This is a genomic window from Actinoplanes sp. NPDC049265, assembly GCF_043197135.1.
Taxonomy (GTDB): domain Bacteria; phylum Actinomycetota; class Actinomycetes; order Mycobacteriales; family Micromonosporaceae; genus Actinoplanes.
The window spans coordinates 143,914-161,293 of the sequence record NZ_JBICSP010000015.1 but is presented as its reverse complement, the minus strand read 5'-3'; the positions used below and the strand labels follow the sequence as shown (position 1 = coordinate 161,293).

Sequence of the window (17,380 nt, the reverse complement as noted above, 5' to 3'; positions counted from 1 at the left end):
GCCGGCCGTCGTTCATGAATACGTCTGATCGCGGTCCTCGCCAGATCGGACTCACAACCCGCCGCAACGTGGTGGAATCGGGACATGTCGGCCGCTCACGCTCCGGTGCTGCTGCGTCCCGTCCTGGTCGCCGCCGACCGGATGCGGACCAGTCTGCGCCTCGGCGCGCTCGTCCTGGTGTTGATGGTGCCCGGGGCGGTAGCCACGTGGGCGTACACCGGCGAGGTCAACTCGAAGATCGAGTTCAGCACGATGGAGGAGCAGGGCACCGACGTGGTCGAGGCGGCGCTGGTCGCGCTGGCCGACACGGTCGCCGGGCGTGCCCCCGACCTGAAGCCGGTGGAGGCCGCGATGGCCGACCACCCCGACCTGAAGCTGACCACGCGACTGCCCGCCGCCACCGACCGGGCCGGTCTGGTCGCCGCGCTCGGCGCCCTGATCACCGAGACCGGCAACACCTCCAACCTGATCCTCGACCCCGACCTCGACTCCTTCTATGTGATGGACGCGCAGATCGTGCAGCTGCCCAAGGCGCTGCTGGCGGCGTACGAGGCGGCTACCGCGGAACGGGCCGGCAGCAGCGACGCGGTCGCCGCCCAGGCCGTGCGGGCTGGCACCCTGGCCGGGGCGGCGGACAGCCTGCGGACCGACATCAAGACCGCCGTCGACAGCACCGCCCGGGACGGGCTGGCCGGCGAGCTCACCACGCTGAGCGCGGCCGCCGACGCCACCGGCGCCCTGGCCGACACCCTGACCGGCGCCCTGGAGAGTCCCGGGCCGGCCGACGTCACGGCACCCGCCGACGCGATCAAGGCGGCCACCCCGGCGCTGGTCGACGCGCTGCGTGGACTGCTCGCCACCCGGATCGGCGGCTTCACCTCGAGCCGGCTGATCGTGCTGATCGTGACGCTCGGCGGGTTCGTGCTCGCGGCCTGGTTCGCGGCCGGCGTGCTCTGGCGTACCCGCCATGATGTCGCTCTGGCCGTGACCGGGGTGCGCGCGATCGCCGACGGCGACTTCACCGGCCGCCCCCTGCCCTCCGGGCGGGACGAGCTCGGCGACATCGGCCAGGCCCTGACCATCGCCCGCGACCGGCTGATCCAGCAGGAGGAGGAGCTCAGAGTGGCCCAGTCGGTGCGCGAGGAGCAGCTGCGGGTCAGCTTCCTGCACCAGCGGCAGGCCGAGATGCGGCTGCGCGACCGGGCCCAGGCGATCATCGACGAGTCGACCACCGTGATCGCCGAGGAACTGCGCCAGGTGACCGCCCAGGTCGGCGACGTACGCCACGCCTCCGACACGATCGACTCGGAGATCTCGGCCACCGACGCCGCAACCAACGCGGTGGTCGAACACGCCCGCCACGCCGAGGAGGTGATCTCCACCCTGGAAGGGTCACTGCGCCGGGTGGCGGCCACCGCGGCCCTGGTCAAGGGCATCGCCGGCCAGACCCGGCTGCTCGCCCTGAACGCCACCATCGAGGCGGCCCGGGCGGGGGAACTCGGCCTCGGCTTCACCGTCGTCGCCGACGAAGTGAAGGAACTGGCCACCACGACCACCCAGTCCACCGAGCAGATCGCCGAGACCATCGAGGAGCTCGAACGGGCCACGTCCGAGATGTCCGGCACGATCTCGGCCATGGTGACCGGCATCGGCAGCGTCGGCGACGCCGCCACCTCCCTGCGGGCGACCGCGTCCGACCAGGGCGCGGTGGTGACCCGGCTGGCCGACCGGATGTCGACCACGATCGAGAAGGTCGAGGAGATGTCCGGGCTGGCGGCGCAGCTGGAACGCCGCCGGTCCGACCGGGTCGCCGCCACCGGCTCGATCGAGCTGCGCCAGGCCGGCCGGCCCGAGCCGATCCCGGCCACGCTGATCAACGTGGGCGTGGGTGGCGTGCGCGTCCAGGTGGATCCGGCCCACCTGAGCGGCGTCGGACTGGGCGACGTGATCGACACGACGGTGGCCGGGTTCCCGGTGCGGACCAGGCTGGCCAACATGGAGGGCGAGCAGCTGGGCCTGCAGTTCCTCTTCGCCGACGACGAGCAGGCCCGGAAGATCGAGGACCACATCGCCTCCCTGACCGGCTGATCGCCCACCCCGGACCGTGCCCGACGTCATGCCGCCGAGCGTCAGCTACCAGCTCACGCCGACCGGAAAGGGCCCGCTGGCCGCGGCCCGGCCATTGTCGGAATGGGGTGCCGAGACCCTGCCGGCCATCGACGCGGCCCGGGCCGATCACGACGCCCGGGACTCCTGAACCCGCCGGCCATTCGCACGTCGTTACGGTCATGCGTGCCACTGATGTGCTGTTGGATGCGTACGGACGGCTGCCCGCGCTGGTCGAGGCCGCGGTCGACGGGCTGACACCGGAGGAGTTGCGCTGGGCTCCGGCCGAGGGGGCGAACAGCGTCGGGTGGCTGGTGTGGCACCTGAGCCGGATCGAGGACCACCTGGCCGAATCGATGGACACCGAACAGCTGTGGGTGACCGGCGCCTTCGCCGAGACGTTCGGCCTGGCCCCGGACCACGGCAACTCCGGCTTCGGGCACGGCCCCGACGATGTCGCCGCGGTACGGCCGCGCGATGGGCGGGCGCTCCTCGACTACTTCACGGCCGTGCACGACCGGGCGATCGGCTGGATCTCGCCGCTGTCCGACGGTGATCTGGACCGGGTCGTGGACACCCGCTGGGATCCGCCGGTGACCCTGGGTGTGCGCCTGATCAGCGTCTTCAACGACAGCGCCCAGCACGTCGGCCAGGCCGCCTACCTCCGCGGGCTGGTTCCCCGGATCAGCCGGCAGTGATGGGAGAAATAGGCGTGGGCGGCCAGGAGGGGGAGGACTCCGACGGGGTACCAGAGCAGGTCGGCGGGGTCGAAGGCGACGCCAAGGGCGAGGCGGGCCAGGACGCTGTGCGCGGAGAGGCCGGCCGGGACGCCGGTCAGCTGGAACAGTTCGACCGCCCAGCAGAACGCGATCGCCACGGCGGCCGCCATCGCCGGGCGCAGTGCGGGAGCCAGCACGAACAGGCCCGCGTAGATCATCGAGGCGTAGAGCGCGGTGCCGGAGTATTGGGCGAGCGTGCCCGCGCTGTCCAGGACGCTCGTGCCGGCCAGCAGGCGGATGCCCAGGGCGGCGGCCAGGCAGGCGGCCACCGCGGCCAGGGCGGTCAGGCGGCGCCGGAGGTCCATCGGGCGGCGAAACGCTTCTGCCACGGGGTCTCCACAGCTCGGGGGTGATAGTTCTCGCGTACCCAGCGCACCGCTTGTGACGAAGGGACGCCGTCGAGGATGGCCAGGCAGGCCAGCGCCGTGCCGGTCCGGCCACGACCGCCGCCGCAGGCCAGCTCGGCGCGGCCGGAACGCGCGTGGTCGAGGATCTCTCGTAGGACCGTCCGGAGGTACGCCGGATCGCGCGGCAACCGGAAGTCGGGCCAGGTCACCCACCGGCTCGGCCAGCCGAACTCCGGTGGCGGGCGACCCAGCAGGTAGGCCCCGAACGTCGGCGGGTGGCCGCCGGGCATCGGCTCGCGCAGGCCCCGGCCGCGGACCAGCAGCCCGGACGGCAGCGTCACCACCCCGGCGCCGGACGGATCCCAGGTGCTCATCGGGTCGGCACCGCCGCTTCGCCCAGGTCCTCGTCGAGGTCGGCCGACCCCTGCCGGTGGTGCGCGAAGTGGCCGAGAAGGAGGGCGTAGGCCAGGAAGCCGAGCCAGACCAGCACGCCGATGGCGATGCGCACGGCGGCGGGCAGCGGCGACGGGGTCAGGTAGGCCTCGAGCAGGCCGGACACGAACAGCGCGAGGGCCAGGCCGAGCGCGACCAGCATGCCGCTGCGGGCGCGTTCGCCCAGCGCCTGCGCGCGGGTGCGGTGCGGGCCCGGCGCGATCCATGCCCAGCCGATCCGCAGGCCCACCCCGGCGCCGACGAAGACGCAGGTCAGTTCGAGGAAGCCGTGCGGGGCGAGATAGGTCAGGAAGGTGTCGCCGGCGCCCGAGCCGACCATCACGCCGCCGATCACGCCCAGGTTGAGCAGGTTCTGCACGAGGAGATAGAAGACCGGCACGATGAGTACGCCGGAAGCCAGGCACTGTGCCGTCAGCCAGGCATTGTTCGTCCACACCCGGGCCGCGAAGTTCTGGGCCTGGTACTCGCTGTAGTAGCTGACGAAGTCCTTGCTGACCAGGTCGTTCATCTCGGTGTCGCTCATGAAGACGCCGGCCACCTCGGGATGCCCGGCGACGTACTGGACCATCGCCGTGGCGGCCACCATGAAGAGCACGCCGACGGTGATCCACCACCACCGGGTGCGGTAGAGCTCACCGGGCAGCGTGGTGGTGAAGAACCGGGCCACCGGCGTCCACGAGAACTTCCGGGTGCCGGTGATCGTGGCGCGGGCCGCGAGCACCAGCCGGGACAGGCCGGCCACCAGCACCGGGTCGGGGGAGCGGCTGCGCACCACCGACAGATGGGTGGCCGCGCGCTGATAGAGCAGCACCAGCTCGTCGGCCTCGTCGGGCCGCAGCTTGCGCCGGCGGGTCAGCGCCTCGAGGCGATTCCACTCGCCGCGACGCTCGGCGACGTAGGCATCGAGGTCCACCGCCGCATGTTATCCGCCGTGGTGTTGACTGGGTGCGTGCCCGGCACCGAACAGAGCACCCCGGACCGCCTCGTCAACGGTGAAGCCGTCGAGGTCGACATCCGGTACGCCCGGCTGGGCTCGCGCGCGCTGGCCCTGCTGATCGACGCCGCGATCCAGGTGGTGCTGGCGTTCTTCCTCTTCCTGGTGGTGTTCTCGATCGCGCCGTTCGCGTTCGGTGACCTGGCCGACGGGGCGCTGACCCAGGCCATGTCGGTCGTCATCGTGGTGGTCGTCGTCCTGGCGTACCCGACGGTGGTGGAAACCGTGACCAACGGCCGAAGCCCGGGCAAACGCGCCCTCGGCCTGCGGGTGGTCCGCGCCGACGGCGGGCCGATCCGGCTGCGGCACGCGCTGACCCGCGCGCTGGTCGGGCTGACCCTGGAGTGGCCGGGGCTGATCATGCCGTTCGTCACGTGGGTGGTCAGCATGACCACGATGATCCTGTCGCCGCACGGCCGGCGGCTCGGTGACCTGGCCGCGGGCACGTTCGTGGTGCACGAGCGGTCGGCGGCCGAGTGGGGCTGGATGCCGGCGATGCCGACGCCGCTGGCCGGGTGGGCGTCCACCGCCGACCTGAACAGCGTCGACGACGATCTGGCCCTGGCCGCCCGGCACTTCCTGGCCCGGTCGCGCGACATTCTGCCGGTGTACGCGCACCGCTTCGCCGACGGCCTGGCCGACGAGATGACGGCCCGGATCCCGCAGCCGCCACCGTCCGGCACGCCGTCGTGGATGCTGCTGGCGGCGGTGCTGGCCGAGCGGCGCCGGCGCGCGAGCGGCCAGCAGCTGACCACCCGCGCGCTGACCGAGCGAATCTGGCCCGGCTTCGGCCGGATCGAGCGTTTCACCCGCTCACAGGCGCTCGGGAGTGCGGATACCCAGGAGGTCCAGCCCCTGCCGTAACGTCTCGGCGGTCCGCTCACACAGAGCAAGACGGCTCGCGCGTACGCCGGGCTCGGCCCGCAGCACCGGGCAGGCCTCCGAGAAGCTGGAGAAGGCGCTGGCCAGCCCGTACAGGTAGGCGGTGAGCCGGTGGAACTCGAGCGTGCCGGCGACAGTGGCGACGGCGGGTTCGAAGGCGGCCAGTTCCAGCGCCAGCGCCCGCTCCCTCGGGTGCCCGATGGTCACCGGACCCGGCTCGGAGTCGCCGGCCTTGGCCAGGATCGAGCGGATCCGCGCGTACGCCATCTGCAGGTAGGGTCCGCTGTTGCCGGTCAGCGCGAGCATCCGGTCCCAGTCGAACACGTAGTCCGACCGCCGATCGGTGGACAGGTCGGCGTACTTGATCGCGCCGATACCGACCGCGTCCGCGTTCTCGTCGCCGCCGGTCAGCTCGGCCGCCCGCCGGTGAGCCTCATCGAGCAGCGCCGACAGCCGCAACGTGCCGCCCGACCGGCTCTTGAGCATCTTGCCGTCGGTGCCCAGGATCGACCCGAACGCGACGTGCTCGACCTCGACGTGATCGGGTAGCCAGCCCGCCGCCCGGGCCACCGCCCAGACCATCTGGAAGTGGGTACGCTGCGGCGCGCCGACCACGTAGAGCAGCCGGTCGGCCCCGAGCACGCCCACCCGGTGCCGGACGGCGGCCAGGTCGGTGGCCGCGTACCCGAAACCGCCGTCGCTCTTGCGCACGATCAACGGGACCGGTTCGCCGTCCCGGCCGGTGAAACCCTCCGGGAACGCGCACAGGGCGCCGTCGCTGACCCGCAGCAGCCCCTTGGCGTCCAGTTCCTCGACGATCCGGGGCAGGTCGTCGTTGTACGAGCTCTCGCCGGCGAAGTCGCCCTCGGTCAGCGTGACGCCCAGCCGCGCGTACACCTCCATGAAGTGCTTCTCGGACACGTCGACCAGCTGCCGCCAGGTGGCCAGCGTCCGCTCGTCCCCGTTCTGCAGCGCCACCACCCGCAGCCGGGCCCGCCGCTTGAAGTCGTCGTCGTTGTCGAACCGGGCCCGCGCCGCCTGATAGAAGCCGGTCAGGTCGTCCATGCTCAGCTCGCCGCCGTCGAGCAGGTGCTCGACCAGCAGGCCGAACGGCGTACCCCAGTCGCCGAGGTGGTTGGCTCGCCGCACGTCATGGCCGAGCCGGGTCAGCAGCCGGGCCACCGCGTCCCCGATCACTGTCGACCGCAGATGGTGGACCTGCAGTTCCTTGGCGACGTTGGGTGCCGAGTAGTCGATCACGACGGTGCGTGGCTCGGCCGTGCCGATGGCCGGCTTCGCGTCGGTCAGCAGCCGGTCGTCCACTGTCAGGTTGATGAACCCAGGACCCGAGATCTCGGCGGTGGCGATGCCGGTCAGGTCGGCCTTTTCCCGTACGGCCGCCGCGACCGCGCGGGGATCGCGTCCGAGGTCGCGGGCCAGCTGGAGGGCGGCGCCGGTGGCGAAGTCGGCGTGCGGCGAGCGGCGTACCGCCGGGTCCAGCGGGTGCCCGGCGACCGCGGCGAACGCGGCGGCCAGCCGATCGGCGAGCAGTGCTTCCAGATTCATGGCGATCCTCGGGATAGAGAGCCGAGGGTTCAGCCAACGCGACCGGCGAGGACGAACCCGCCGGCGGGAGACATGGGTCAGCGCGGACGGTCGGGGCGAGCCCGGCGTCGGTCACGTCGCACGCTGTTCACGACGGCCAGCCTACGTCATGAACCTTGGTGGGATCCCGCCGTTATTGATTGAGGAGCTCGGACGTACGATCACTCCAAAGAGGACTTTTCGGTTTCGGGGGTACCACTGTGAGCGATCTCGGTATCGACACCACCCGGCCGCACGTCGCGCGCATGTACGACTTCTACCTGGGCGGCAAGGACAATTTCGCCGTCGACCGGGAGGCCGTCGCCGCCGTCGAGCAGGCCATGCCCGAGGTCCGGCAGCTGGCCCTGGAAAACCGCGCCTTCCTCCGGCGGGCCGTGCGGTTCATGGTCGGCCAGGGCATCCGCCAGTTCGTCGACATCGGCGCCGGGCTGCCGACCGCCGGCAACACCCACGAGGTCGCGCAGAAGGCGGCGCCCGACGCGCGGGTCGCGTACGTCGACAACGATCCGATCGTGCTCACCCACGGCCGCGCCCTGCTGGCCACCGACGACCTGACCACCGTCGTCACCGCCGACCTGCGCGACCCCGAGAGCGTCTTCGCCCACGACGACGTCCGCAAGCTGATCGACTTCAGCCGCCCGGTCGGTGTCCTGCTGATCGCCATGACCCACTTCCTGCGCGACGACGAGCAGGAGCCGGTCATGCGGGTGCTCCGCGACCGGATCGCGGCCGGCAGCTTCCTCGCCGCCACGCACGTCACGGTGGACAACCACCCGCGCGAGGCCTCCGAGGGGGTCGAGGCCGCCTATCGTCGTACGCCGACCCCGATCTTCTTCCGTACGCACGCCGAGATCGCGCCCTTCTTCACCGGTTTCGACCTGGTCGAGCCGGGCCTGGTGACGATCGACACCTGGCGCCCGGACGCCCAGGACCCGACGCCGGCACCGACCGGCTGGCTCTACGGAGGCGTCGGCCGCAAGCCGTGACGCCCCGGCCCCGTGAGCCTCAGCGGGGTGCGGCCAGGCGGCGGGCGGCGGCCACCACGAACTCCCGGCGGCGGGCGCGTTCGGCCTGGTCGTCGCCGTTGCCGCCGGTGATCATCTCGGCGAGCTGGGGAACCGTCTGCCACCAGGCCGCCAGGGCGATCATCGAGAAGATCAGCATGGCGGCGTCGAGGCCGTCGTCGAGCAGGCCGGAGCGCTGGGCCGCCCGGACGCGGTCGACCTTTTCGCGGTAGTGCGCCGACCGCTGCTCGGCCAGGGCGGCGGGCCTGCGGGTCAGGCCTTCCCACTGCAGCAGGCGGCCCAGCTCGGGGTGCGTGGCGTGATAGTCGTAGGTCGCGCCGGCGAACTCGCCGATGTCGCCCATCTTCTCGGTCATCGTGCCGGCCGTGCCGACGCTCGCGGCCAGCCGGTCGAGCTCGTCGGCCAGGACGACATCCCAGAGGGCGTTCTTGTCGCCGAAGTACGAGTACAGCCGTTCCTTGTTGATGCCGGCCCGCGCGGCGATGCGCGTCATGTTGGTGCCGTCCAGCCCGTACTCGGCGAACTCGGCCGTCGCCGCCTCCTTGAGCCGGCGTCGCGTTCCCTCGGTGTCCCAGGCCATGGCCGACATTACCAAATTCCAACGGAGGCGTTGTAGTCTCATTCCAACGGAAGCGTTGGAGTTTGGGAGGCCGCTATGGCAGAGCTGGGACACGCCCTCATCACCGGGGCGAACAGCGGAATCGGTAAAGAGGTGGCCCGGCAGCTGCTGGCGGAAGGGTTCGTCGTCCACGTCGGCGCCCGCGACGCCGCCCGCGGCCAGGCCGCCGTGGACGAACTCGGCCCCGGCGCACGGATGCTGGTCCTCGACGTCACCGACGAGAAGTCGATAGCGGCCGCGGCCGAGCACGTCGACCAGCTCGATATCCTCGTCAACAACGCCGGCATCAGCGACGCCGGCCACCGCGCACCCGACCTCGACGCCGACACCCTGCGCCGGGTCTACGAGACCAACGTCTTCGGCGTCGTCGCCGTCACCAACGCGTTCCTGCCCGTGCTGCGCCACTCGGCCCGCCCGCGCATCGTCAACGTCTCCAGCGGCACCGGGTCGCTGGGCTGGAGCACCGGCCCCAACCCGCAGTTCGACTTCCGCCTGGGCGGCGGCGCGGCCGCGGCGTACCGCTCGTCCAAGACCGCCCTGAACGCCCTGACCGTCTACTACGCCCAGGCCCTGGCCGACGACAACATCAAGGTCAACGCCCTGGCCCCCGGCCTGCGCGCCACCAACCTCAACCCGCGCGCGGCCGAACTCGGCGAGGACCCGGCCGAGGCCGCCACCGGGGTGGTCCGCCTGGCCCTGCTCCCACCCGACGGCCCGACCGGCACCTTCTTCTCCTGGGACGGCACCGTCGCCCCCTGGTGACCACGGCCCCTCGTCCACCGCTCCGGGGCCTCTCCCGGCTGTCAGCTGGTAGCGTCCGTTCGATGTTCGACGGCTTCCAGCTCGACCACATCGACGTCGGTGAGGTGACCACACGGGTCAGGTACGCGGGCGCCGGCACGCCGATTGTGCTGTTGCACGGTCACCCGCGCACCCACACGACGTGGCACGCGGTCGCCCCGAGGCTCGCCGAGCATCACTTCGTGGTGGCTCCCGACCTGCGCGGGTACGGCGGGTCGGCCCTTCCCCCGGACGCGGCCGGGCACGCCCAGTCGAGCAAGCGAGCGATGGCCGGTGACGTGGTGCGCCTGATGGCGCACCTCGGCCACGACCGCTTCGCCGTGGCCGGGCACGATCGAGGCGCCCTGGTCGCGTTTCGCACGGCCATGGACCACCCCGAGCTGGTGTCGCACCTGATCGTCATGGACGGCCTGCCGGTCATCGAGCAACTCGAGCGTACCGACGCCACCTTCGCCCTGGCCTATTGGCACTGGTGGTTCCTCGCGCAGGCCGACACACCGGAGCGGGTGATCTGCGCCGACCCCGACGCCTGGTACCGCATCGGCGAGCCAGCCGCACTGGGAGAGGGCAATCACGCCGACGTCGTGACGGCCCTGCACGACCCGGCGGTCGTACACGGAATGTGTGAGGACTACCGGGCCGGCCTGGGCATCGACCGAGACCACGAAGACGCCGACCGGTCCGCCGGACGGCAGGTCATGTGCCCCACGTTGCTTCTGGAATCCGCACACGACGACCTGGATCTCCACGGGGACCCGGCGGCGATCTGGGCCCCCTGGATCGCCAACTCCCTTCGCCACCGCGTCATCGACTCCGGGCACCATCAGGCGGAGCAGGCGCCCGCAGCGGTGGCCGAGGCGTTGCTGGGTTTCCTGTCCCACGGCGAATAGGTCACCTCGTCTGCTCCACCGGCCGCACCCTGGACGTCACGACCCACGCGGTGAACAGGTCGGTCGAGGACGAGGCGACACTCGATCATCGGGCCGCCTCCACCGGTGTCCGGCGCCCGGACACCAGGGCCATGCAGAGCACCGCGACCAGGCCGATCGCGGGCGCGAAGGCGAACCCGTACCGCAGCTGGCTCTGCACCAACGGGCCGGTCAGCGCCGCACCGAGCGCGCTACCGACGGTGAACGCGGTCATGATCCACGCGAAGGCCTCGACCGCCGTCCCGCGCGGCGCCAGCCGGTCGGCGGCCAGGAACACCGCGGTCAGCAGCGGTGGCAACGCGAGCCCGCTGACCGCCACCAGCACGGCCATCAACGCCGGGCCCGGCATCGTCAGCAGCGGCAGGTAGACCACCGTGAACGCGGCCGCGAGCCGAGGCAGCCGGCGGGCGTCACCGGGCGTCGCACGGGTGTAGAGCAGGCCCCCGATCAGCGCGCCGCCGGCCTGCGCGGCGAGCAGCCAGCCGGTCAGTGACCGATCGCCGGCGGCTTCGGCGTACCCGGTCAGACCCACCGGGAGGCTGCCGACCGCCGCGCCCGCACAGACCACGCCCGCGACCATGATCGCGAAGCGCCGCACCCGCAGTGGTCCGGCCCAGTGCCGGCGGGCCGGGATGCCACGCCATTCGCGTACGACCGGGGCCGTCGCGAACGCGGCCACCCCGGTCAGCTGCAGCACCGCCGCGGCCAGCAGCCCCGCCGGCGGTCCGGCGACGGCCACCGCGGCCAGCGTGATCAGCGGCCCCACGACGAAGATGATCTCCTGTACGGCGATGTCCAGCGTGTACGCCACCGGGACCAGCGCCGGCCGCACCAGGGCCGGCCATAGCGCGCGCAGGCAGGCCTCCAGGGGCGGGCAGCCCAGACCGGCGACCAGGGCGCCCACCACTGTCGGGCCGAGAGCGTCTCCGCCGTACGCGACCAGCACGAAACCGATCGCTGACAGCCCGGCCGAGCCCCACAGCACCGGAGGTTGCCGCCGTCGGTCGACGGCCCGGGCCAGCAGCGGCGCGCTGATCGCCATCCCGGCGGTGTAGGTGGCGACGATGAGCCCGGCCAGCGCGAGGCTGTGCGCCTGCCGGGCGAAGATCAGCAGTGCCAGCGGGGCCGACGCCATCGGCAGGCGCCCGACCTGGCTGGAGATCAGAACACGAAGAACCTGCGGGGTACGCAGGACAGCACGAATCATGGCCCTTCCCTGTTTCGGACGTTCCCGTTCGCGGACGCGGGGGAAGGTACGAACTCAGGGAGCGAAGTCGCCGCGGTCGTGATCGTTGCCGTACAGCGGCAGGTCAGGGGTGATCCACGCGGCGAAGGCGGCGGCGGGGATCACGGTGCGACCGTACGCGATGGTGAGGTTGTCCGGAAGTGTTTTCGGCGCGGGGTGGGCTACCCGTTGCGGGCTTCGAGGTCGGGCGCCGGGGTTTGCCGGGTCGCGGCCCACGACGCCAGGAGCGACAGATTGTCGGCGGTCGGCGTGCCGGGGGGTGCGGTGTAGACGGTGAGGTGCAGGCCGGGTTCGGCCGGCAGTTCGAGGGACTCGACGTCCAGGTCGAGGCGGCCGACGATCGGATGGTGCAGCCGTTTGCGCCCGGATCGGCGCAGCCGCACGTCCCGGGAAGCCCACCGCTGCCGGAACAGCTCGCTGCGGGTCGACAGTTCGCCGACCAGGGCGATCAGCTCCTCGTCGTGTGGATCGCGGCCGGCTTCCATGCGTAGCTTCGCGGCCACGTCCCCGGCGATCCGCGCATAGTCGACGAAGAATTCTCTGGCCACCTCGGGAGTCAGGTAGACGAACCGTGCCGTGTTCGCGGGCCTTCGCGGGTCGGCCAGCACCGGCGAGAACAGCGCACGGGCGAGTTGGTTCGTGGCGAGTACGTCGTAGCGTCCGTTGCAGATCCAGGCCGGTGCGTCGGAGATGGCGTCGAGCACCTGCCGCAGTGTCGAACGCACCGTCGCAGCGGGTCTGCGCCGGCGTGGGCCGCCGGGCGTCCCGGATCGGCGCGCGAGGTGGAACAGGTGATCGCGTTCGGCCTCGTCGAGTCGCAGGGCCGAGGCCAGGGCGTCGAGTACGCCGTCGGAGGCACCGGCGAGGCTGCCGCGCTCCAGGCGTACGTAGTAGTCGACTGACACTCCGGCCAGCAGCGCCACCTCCTCGCGGCGCAGACCCTTGACCCGACGATTACCGCCGTAAGCGGGCAGACCCGCCTGCTCGGGTGCGATGCGGGCGCGACGCGAGCTGAGAAACTCCCGAATCTCGGTGCGTAGATCCATCGACGCCATCCCCTCACCGTAAGCCCTCCCCCGGTAGGTAGGGAGGGAGCCTTGCGAGGTGGCCGGGCCGGGAGCGAGGCGAGGCCGCAGCCCGGCCCGGCCACCAAGAACACGACTCAGGGGGTACCCGTCGCCGTCGTCGCGATGCCGCCGTCCACCGGGATGACGGCGCCCGTGAGGTAGGACCCGGCCCGGCTGGCGAGAAACACCGCCGCACCGGCCATGTCGTCGTCGCGGCCGAGCCGGCGTAGCGGGGCCGCCGCCGCGATCGTGTCGCCGATGGCGTCGAGCGTGGACGCCATCATCCGAGACGGGAACACTCCCGGTGCGACCGCGTTCACGGTGACGTGCTGGGGGCCTAGTTCCCGGGCCAGCACCCGGGTGAGCTGATGGAGGGCCGCTTTGCTGCTCGCGTACGAATAGTTGGGCGCCTGGGCGACGTGGATGGCGGCGATGCTGCCGATGTTGATGACCCGCGCCGGATCGTCGGCGGTGGCCGCCCGGCGCAGTGCCGGAAGCAGGGCCTGCACCAGCCAGAACGGCGACTTGAGGTTGAGGTCGAGCACCGTGTCCCAGGCCTCGTCGGGGAACGTCGCCAGCGGCTCGCGCCACATCGCCCCGGCGTTGTTGACCAGGATGTCCAGGCGTTCCGAGCCGGCCGTGACAAGGTCGGCGAGGCGCCGGCACTCGTCGTGCCGGGACAGGTCGGCGGGGATCGCCCGGACGTCGCCGAATTCGGACAAGCGGCGCTGTGCCTCCGCGCACGTGTCGGCCCCGCGTGAGCTGACGACGACGCGGGCGCCCGCCTGGAGAAGGCCGCGCGCGATCATCATTCCGATGCCCTTGGTGCCCCCGGTGACCAGGGCGTACTTCCCACTCAGATCGAAAAGTCCGGTGTGCGGGGTGAATTGGTTGTCCGCCATTTTTCTCCGTCTCCGACGAGTTCCGACTCCACCACGCTGGCAGGCGTTTCGGATGTCGGGGAGAGCCTGGCGATACAGGTACTGCGAGAGCCTCCCAGGATCGCGGGGAACCGTCAGAGGCGGCCGGCGGCCTTGAGGGTCAGGTAGACGTCGGCGACCTTCGAGGCGAACTGGTCGCGGGTCTCGTCGATGACCGTCACGCCGAGCTGGGACAGCACCGCACGGACCCGGTCGCGTTCGTCGAGGGCCAGTTCGGCGGCCGCCGCCACGTGGACGTCGTCGGCCGTCACGCCGGTGTCGGGGAGGCGGGCCAGGCGGGCGGTCTCGGGGTCGCGGACGCCGGCGACGACCACGCGGTGGCGGGTGGCCAGCTTGGCCATCACCGGGAGCAGGCCCTCGATGATCGGGGCCGGGTCGAGGGCGGTGAAGATGACCACCAGGGCGCGCTTGTGGTCGCGGCGCAGCAGCTCGGCCACGGCCAGGCCGAAGTCGGTCTCGACCAGGGCCGGTTCCAGCGCGGCGAGGCCGGCGATCAGGCGGGCCAGCTTGGTGCGGTGGCCGCCACCCTCGACCCGGGCCCGCACGGCCGTGTCCACGGCCAGCAGGTCGACCCGGTCGTCGGCCCGGGTGGCCAGCACCGACAGCAGCAGGGCGGCGTCGATGCAGGCGTCCAGCCGGGGCTCGTCGCCGATCCGGGCCGCCGCCGTCCGGCCGGTGTCCAGCAGGCACAGCACGCGGCGGTCGCGTTCGGGGCGCCAGGTTCGCACGACCACGTCCTGGGCGCGGGCGCTGGCCCGCCAGTCGATCGAGCGGACGTCGTCACCGATCACGTACTCGCGCAGGTTGTCGAACTCGGTGCCCTGGCCGCGCCCGCGGGTCACCACCGCGCCGTCGAAAACGCGCAGCTTGGCCAGCTTCTCGGGCAACAGGCGACGGGACGGGAAGCGGGGGAGGACCCGCAGCGTCCAACCCGGGGTGTTGGCCGAGTTCCACGCGGCCGGGCGCTGACGGTAGGCGAGGTGCAGCGGCCCGTACGACCGCAGCGTCACGCGCACGGCCGGCCGGTCACCGTGCCGGGTCGGCACCAGCGCGGTCACGACGCTCTGCTGCGTACCCGGCTCCAGAAAGAGTTTGTGCTCCTCGTGGCCGGCACCCGCCGACGGCACCCAGGTGTCCCGCAGCGAGAGGCGCATCGGCTTGCCGGAGGCATTGCCGACGGTCAGCGTGACCGTCGCCGACCGGCCCAGCCACACCGTGGTGTCACCCTCGCGGCCGAGCCGGACGCCGGTCAGCGGCCCGGCCGCCAGCGCGTCCAGCACGGCGATGCCGGCCAGCAGCACCAGCACGCCGCCCAGCACCAGCCACGGCGCGGGCACCACCGCGACGACGACCGCACCCGCGGCGACCAGCAGCGCGAACCGGCGAGTGACCATCAGCGCGGCGCGGGCACGGCCGACAGCACCTGGCGCAGCACCGCGTCGACGGTGATGCCGTCCAGTTCGGCCTCCGCCTTCAACCGGACCCGATGCCTGAGTGTGGGCAGGGCGAACGCCTTCACGTCGTCCGGTGTCACGTAGTCGCGGCCGCTCAGCCAGGCCCGCGCCTTGGCCACCGCGAGCAGGGCGGTGGTGCCGCGCGGGGACGCGCCCAGCTCCAGCGACGGCGCCTGCCGGGTGGCCCGGGTCAGGTCCACTATGTACTCCAGGACCTGGTCGGTCACCCCGACCCGGCGGACCGCGGCCCGGCCGGCGGCCAGATCTTCGGCGGTGGCGACCGCGCTCACCCCGGCCGCCTTCAGGTCGCGCGGGTCGAAACCGTGGTGGTGGGCGCGCAGCACGTTCAGCTCGTCGTGCCGTTCGGGCAGCGGCACCGAGAGTTTGAGCAGGAAGCGGTCCAGTTGCGCCTCCGGCAGCGGGTAGGTGCCCTCGTACTCGATCGGGTTCTGGGTGGCCGCCACGATGAACGGCTCGGGCAGCCGGCGGGACTCGCCGTCGATGCTGACCGTCCGCTCCTCCATGGCCTCCAACAGGGCGGCCTGCGTCTTCGGCGGCGTGCGGTTGATCTCGTCGGCGAGCAGCAGGTTGGTGAAGATCGGGCCGGCCCGGAAGTTGAACGCGGCCGTCCGGGCGTCGTACACCAGCGAGCCGGTCACGTCGCCGGGCATCAGGTCGGGCGTGAACTGCACCCGCTTGGTCTGCAGGTCGAGCGAGGCCGCCAGGGCCCGCACCAGCAGCGTCTTGGCCACCCCGGGTACGCCCTCGAGCAGCACGTGGCCGCCGCAGAGCAGCGCGATCACCACCCCGCCGACCACCGCGTCCTGGCCGACCACGGCCTTGCCGACCTCGGCGCGCAGCCGGCCGAGCGCCTCCACCGAAGACGTCACATCATCCCCTTGCTATCCCCGAGCACCGCTCGCGTCATTCTCTGCACGGCGGCGGCTCGCGCGGCCATGTCCTCGTCCGTGTCGTCGGTGCCGCCACCGAGGGTTGCCCGCACCTCGTGCGGCGGCAGGTTCAGCTGCGCGGCGACCCGCTCGGACACCGCGTCGAGGTCGTTCGGCGGCAGGTCGAAATGCGCGGCCAGCCGGCGCAGGGCCGCGGCCTGGACGGTGGCCAGCGAGGCGTCGCGCGCGGCGGACCGGCGATAGAGGCCACCCAGCCCGCGTACGGTCTCAGCCGCGCGCACCCGGGCCGGCAGCGGCTCGCTGACCGGCGCCCCGAGCCGGCGCGCGGACGCGGCCGCGAACGCGATCAGCGCCAGGATCAGCAGCAGCACCGCCGCCCAGAACGACTGCGGGAACGCGTCGAGGACCGTCTTTTCTTGCGGCGCCTGGGCCTGGCCGCCGCCGTTGTCGTCGCTCGACCCCTGGTCGGACCCGCTGTCCTCGCCGGTCTGGTCGCCGCTGCCGGTCTGGCCCCGGTCCGTGTCGTCGGGGTCGTCCGGTGCCTGCTCCTGCACCGGGTCCGGTGGCGGTTCGGGTTCGGGCTCGTGCAGGTCGAGCCACACCACCCGGTTGCCGCGGCCGAGCAGCCCGGCCGCGAAGTCGCTGTTCGACCACTCGTCCTGCCGGTCGTTGCGGAACGCGTCGGGCGCGCCGACCAGCGTGATCGCCGGACCTTCGCGGTCGACCTCGACCACCGCGCCGTCGTAGCAGCGCAGCAGCTCGCCCTCGACCGGGGCGTACTGCCAGCGCAGCACCGCGGCCCGCCCGGTGGCGAACTTCTGGTCGCAGCCCGGCCCGGGCGCGGCGGCCGTCCACCGTGGGCCGGCCTGCGGCACGTACGCGCCGAGCCGCGACAGCACCGCCCGGTTGGGCGCGACCAGCACCAGCCGTACCGTCTGCGGAATGATCCGGAAGTCGTTCAGGTAGCGCGGCTGCATCAGTTCCGGGGCGGGCACGAAGATGGTGGCGCTGCCCGAGGCGGTGGCCGCGGCGATCGCCTCCGGTGTGCTGGTCCGCCGTTCCACCTTCACACCCTGCTGGGTCAGGCGGTCGGCCAGGGTGGCGGCGCCGTCGCCGGTGCGGGCCACGGGCGAGAGGTACGTGGGTTCGGACGGATCCGGCTGTTGTACGGCGTGCGTGATCAGCGTGGTGGCCACGATCGCCACCGCCACGGCCGGGGGG

Annotated in this window: 18 protein-coding genes; 7 read left to right on the top strand and 11 right to left on the bottom strand. The window is 72.3% G+C overall.

Features of this window, described 5'->3' with window-relative positions; all coding sequences use genetic code 11:
* The first annotated feature begins 84 nt into the window (after positions 1–84).
* The 3 genes from ACGFIO_RS31105 to ACGFIO_RS31095 are packed head-to-tail and all read left to right on the top strand — an operon-like array spanning position 85 to position 2,804.
* Entirely contained in the window at positions 85–2,088 is a 2,004-nt protein-coding gene (locus tag ACGFIO_RS31105) for a methyl-accepting chemotaxis protein (protein WP_392831420.1), read from the top strand.
* A gap of 28 nt (positions 2,089–2,116) precedes the next feature.
* On the top strand, positions 2,117–2,257 hold the full coding sequence (locus tag ACGFIO_RS31100; protein ID WP_392831417.1) for a hypothetical protein: 141 nt from the start codon (positions 2,117–2,119) through the stop codon (positions 2,255–2,257).
* A gap of 31 nt (positions 2,258–2,288) precedes the next feature.
* Positions 2,289–2,804, top strand: coding sequence for a DinB family protein (locus tag ACGFIO_RS31095; protein WP_392831415.1), 516 nt, complete (start codon positions 2,289–2,291; stop codon positions 2,802–2,804).
* Here ACGFIO_RS31095 and ACGFIO_RS31090 read toward each other — a convergent pair.
* The 3 genes from ACGFIO_RS31090 to ACGFIO_RS31080 are packed head-to-tail and all read right to left on the bottom strand — an operon-like array spanning position 2,765 to position 4,598.
* Positions 2,765–3,214 carry a DUF2809 domain-containing protein gene (locus tag ACGFIO_RS31090; RefSeq protein WP_392831413.1) on the bottom strand — a complete coding sequence of 150 codons (450 nt, stop codon included), beginning with the start codon at positions 3,212–3,214 and terminating at the stop codon, positions 2,765–2,767. The two genes, ACGFIO_RS31095 and ACGFIO_RS31090, sit on opposite strands and share 40 nt — an antisense overlap.
* Positions 3,169–3,606: a protein-tyrosine phosphatase family protein gene (locus ACGFIO_RS31085; protein WP_392831411.1), complete on the bottom strand. Its 438-nt coding sequence runs from the start codon at positions 3,604–3,606 to the stop codon at positions 3,169–3,171. Before ACGFIO_RS31085 ends, ACGFIO_RS31090 begins: the two co-directional genes overlap by 46 nt.
* Positions 3,603–4,598 (bottom strand): stage II sporulation protein M, encoded by a 996-nt coding sequence (locus tag ACGFIO_RS31080; RefSeq protein ID WP_392831408.1) that lies wholly within the window; start codon positions 4,596–4,598, stop codon positions 3,603–3,605. Before ACGFIO_RS31080 ends, ACGFIO_RS31085 begins: the two co-directional genes overlap by 4 nt.
* 36 nt (positions 4,599–4,634) lie before the next feature.
* Here ACGFIO_RS31080 and ACGFIO_RS31075 point away from each other — a divergent pair, with 36 nt between their 5' ends.
* A complete protein-coding gene (locus ACGFIO_RS31075; protein WP_392831406.1) occupies positions 4,635–5,543 on the top strand; it encodes an RDD family protein in 909 nt (302 codons plus the stop codon).
* On the opposite strand, the gene argS is transcribed toward ACGFIO_RS31075, so the two are convergent.
* On the bottom strand, positions 5,493–7,127 hold the full coding sequence (gene argS / locus ACGFIO_RS31070; protein ID WP_392831403.1) for an arginine--tRNA ligase: 1,635 nt from the start codon (positions 7,125–7,127) through the stop codon (positions 5,493–5,495). The two genes, ACGFIO_RS31075 and argS, sit on opposite strands and share 51 nt — an antisense overlap.
* Positions 7,128–7,366: 239 nt before the next feature.
* On the opposite strand from argS, the gene ACGFIO_RS31065 reads away from it, so the two are divergent.
* Positions 7,367–8,152, top strand: coding sequence for an SAM-dependent methyltransferase (locus tag ACGFIO_RS31065; protein WP_392831401.1), 786 nt, complete (start codon positions 7,367–7,369; stop codon positions 8,150–8,152).
* A gap of 19 nt (positions 8,153–8,171) precedes the next feature.
* Here the strand turns inward: ACGFIO_RS31065 and ACGFIO_RS31060 are convergent, their stop codons facing one another.
* Positions 8,172–8,780 carry a TetR family transcriptional regulator gene (locus ACGFIO_RS31060; RefSeq protein WP_392831399.1) on the bottom strand — a complete coding sequence of 203 codons (609 nt, stop codon included), beginning with the start codon at positions 8,778–8,780 and terminating at the stop codon, positions 8,172–8,174.
* Positions 8,781–8,846: 66 nt separating this feature from the next.
* On the opposite strand from ACGFIO_RS31060, the gene ACGFIO_RS31055 reads away from it, so the two are divergent.
* Both ACGFIO_RS31055 and ACGFIO_RS31050 read left to right on the top strand, forming a co-directional pair.
* On the top strand, positions 8,847–9,572 hold the full coding sequence (locus tag ACGFIO_RS31055; protein WP_392831397.1) for an SDR family oxidoreductase: 726 nt from the start codon (positions 8,847–8,849) through the stop codon (positions 9,570–9,572).
* Positions 9,573–9,634: 62 nt separating this feature from the next.
* On the top strand, positions 9,635–10,501 hold the full coding sequence (locus ACGFIO_RS31050) for an alpha/beta fold hydrolase (RefSeq protein WP_392831395.1): 867 nt from the start codon (positions 9,635–9,637) through the stop codon (positions 10,499–10,501).
* An 85-nt stretch (positions 10,502–10,586) separates the two neighbouring features.
* On the opposite strand, the gene ACGFIO_RS31045 is transcribed toward ACGFIO_RS31050, so the two are convergent.
* From ACGFIO_RS31045 to ACGFIO_RS31020, 6 genes are all read right to left on the bottom strand, one after another.
* The gene (locus tag ACGFIO_RS31045; RefSeq protein WP_392831393.1) at positions 10,587–11,747 is read right to left on the bottom strand and encodes an MFS transporter; all 1,161 of its coding nucleotides are present in this window, start codon (positions 11,745–11,747) and stop codon (positions 10,587–10,589) included.
* 200 nt (positions 11,748–11,947) lie between these two features.
* Positions 11,948–12,841, bottom strand: a complete 894-nt coding sequence (locus ACGFIO_RS31040) for a helix-turn-helix transcriptional regulator (RefSeq protein WP_392831392.1) — start codon at positions 12,839–12,841, stop codon at positions 11,948–11,950.
* 107 nt (positions 12,842–12,948) lie between these two features.
* Positions 12,949–13,755 (bottom strand): SDR family oxidoreductase, encoded by an 807-nt coding sequence (locus ACGFIO_RS31035; protein ID WP_392831389.1) that lies wholly within the window; start codon positions 13,753–13,755, stop codon positions 12,949–12,951.
* Between the two features lie 113 nt (positions 13,756–13,868).
* Positions 13,869–15,188, bottom strand: coding sequence for a DUF58 domain-containing protein (locus tag ACGFIO_RS31030; RefSeq protein WP_392831387.1), 1,320 nt, complete (start codon positions 15,186–15,188; stop codon positions 13,869–13,871).
* Positions 15,188–16,138 (bottom strand): AAA family ATPase, encoded by a 951-nt coding sequence (locus ACGFIO_RS31025; protein ID WP_392831385.1) that lies wholly within the window; start codon positions 16,136–16,138, stop codon positions 15,188–15,190. Before ACGFIO_RS31025 ends, ACGFIO_RS31030 begins: the two co-directional genes overlap by 1 nt.
* Positions 16,135–17,355, bottom strand: coding sequence for a DUF4350 domain-containing protein (locus tag ACGFIO_RS31020; RefSeq protein ID WP_392831383.1), 1,221 nt, complete (start codon positions 17,353–17,355; stop codon positions 16,135–16,137). The genes ACGFIO_RS31025 and ACGFIO_RS31020 overlap by 4 nt, the downstream gene beginning before the upstream one ends.
* Positions 17,356–17,380 lie beyond the last annotated feature (25 nt).

Bases quoted from the DNA above. Each gene is read 5' to 3' on its own strand.
- ACGFIO_RS31055 (WP_392831397.1), top strand. From the start codon at position 8,847: ATGGCAGAGCTGGGACACGCCCTCATCACCGGGGCGAACAGCGGAATC.
- ACGFIO_RS31040 (WP_392831392.1), bottom strand. From the start codon at position 12,841: ATGGCGTCGATGGATCTACGCACCGAGATTCGGGAGTTTCTCAGCTCG.
- ACGFIO_RS31085 (WP_392831411.1), bottom strand. From the start codon at position 3,606: ATGAGCACCTGGGATCCGTCCGGCGCCGGGGTGGTGACGCTGCCGTCC.
- ACGFIO_RS31095 (WP_392831415.1), top strand. From the start codon at position 2,289: ATGCGTGCCACTGATGTGCTGTTGGATGCGTACGGACGGCTGCCCGCG.
- ACGFIO_RS31045 (WP_392831393.1), bottom strand. From the start codon at position 11,747: ATGATTCGTGCTGTCCTGCGTACCCCGCAGGTTCTTCGTGTTCTGATC.
- ACGFIO_RS31035 (WP_392831389.1), bottom strand. From the start codon at position 13,755: ATGGCGGACAACCAATTCACCCCGCACACCGGACTTTTCGATCTGAGT.
- ACGFIO_RS31050 (WP_392831395.1), top strand. From the start codon at position 9,635: ATGTTCGACGGCTTCCAGCTCGACCACATCGACGTCGGTGAGGTGACC.
- ACGFIO_RS31100 (WP_392831417.1), top strand. From the start codon at position 2,117: ATGCCGCCGAGCGTCAGCTACCAGCTCACGCCGACCGGAAAGGGCCCG.
- ACGFIO_RS31060 (WP_392831399.1), bottom strand. From the start codon at position 8,780: ATGTCGGCCATGGCCTGGGACACCGAGGGAACGCGACGCCGGCTCAAG.
- ACGFIO_RS31030 (WP_392831387.1), bottom strand. From the start codon at position 15,188: ATGGTCACTCGCCGGTTCGCGCTGCTGGTCGCCGCGGGTGCGGTCGTC.
- ACGFIO_RS31105 (WP_392831420.1), top strand. From the start codon at position 85: ATGTCGGCCGCTCACGCTCCGGTGCTGCTGCGTCCCGTCCTGGTCGCC.
- argS (WP_392831403.1), bottom strand. From the start codon at position 7,127: ATGAATCTGGAAGCACTGCTCGCCGATCGGCTGGCCGCCGCGTTCGCC.